Genomic DNA, 1,006 nt, shown 5'->3' with positions numbered 1-1,006 from the left:
GCCAGCGGCACGATCGGCCAGACGGCAGCGCTCGTCGTCGGCGGCACCACGACGCTCGATGCGGGCGCCAACGCCATCACGCTTGGCAACGCCGGCAACGATTTCGGCGGCGCCGTCAGCGCTACCGGCGGTACTGCTACGCTGCGCGATGCCAACGCGCTCGACGTGGCCCTGCACACCGGCGCCACCACCCTCGACGCCGCCAGCCTCAGCGCCAGCGGCACGGCCAGCAGTCTTCTCGCGACCACCACCGGCGCGCTCACCAGCCGCGTCGGTACCGCCGGCGACGCCACCTATCACGCCGGCGGCGCGCTCGTCTTCGGCACCAGCTCCATCGGCGGCAACCTCAACGCCACCGCCGCCGGCCCGGTCAGCCAGACTGGTGCGCTGGCCGTGACCGGCACCGCCACCGTCGATGCGGGTAGCCAGGCCGTCACCCTGGCCGAGGCCAACCGGATCGGCGGTCTGTTCAGTGTCACCACTACGGGCCCCGCCAGCCTGGCCGGGCACTTCGGCAGCTTGAACGCCCACACCGGTGCGCTCAGCTTGGGCGCCACCACCGTCGACAGCAACGCCGCGATCATCGCCAGCGGCACGATCGGCCAGACGGCAGCGCTCGTCGTCGGCGGCACCACGACGCTCGATGCGGGCGCCAACGCCATCACGCTCGGCAACGCCGGCAACGATTTCGGCGGCGCCGTCAGCGCTACCGGCGGTACTGCTACGCTGCGCGATGCCAACGCGCTCGACGTGGCCCTGCACACCGGCGCCACCACCCTCGACGCCGCCAGCCTCAGCGCCAGCGGCACGGCCAGCAGTCTTCTCGCGACCACCACCGGCGCGCTCACCAGCCGCGTCGGTACCGCCGGCGACGCCACCTATCACGCCGGCGGCGCGCTCGTCTTCGGCACCAGCTCCATCGGCGGCAACCTCAACGCCACCGCCGCCGGCCCGGTCAGCCAGACTGGTGCGCTGGCCGTGACCGGCACCGCCACCGTCGATGCGG

Annotated in this window: 1 protein-coding gene; it reads left to right on the top strand. The window is 73.3% G+C overall.

Translation table 11 applies throughout. The annotated features are described in order from the left end of the window. On the top strand, nt 1–1,006 hold a 1,006-nt coding region (locus tag GH681_RS23490), incomplete at both ends, for a hypothetical protein (RefSeq protein WP_228112067.1).

It is taken from the genome of Zoogloea sp. 1C4, assembly GCF_009469605.1.
GTDB classification, from domain to species: Bacteria; Pseudomonadota; Gammaproteobacteria; order Burkholderiales; family Rhodocyclaceae; genus Zoogloea; species Zoogloea oryzae.
Note: the sequence above shows the minus strand (reverse complement) of the source record. Positions and strands in the feature narration are given on the sequence as shown.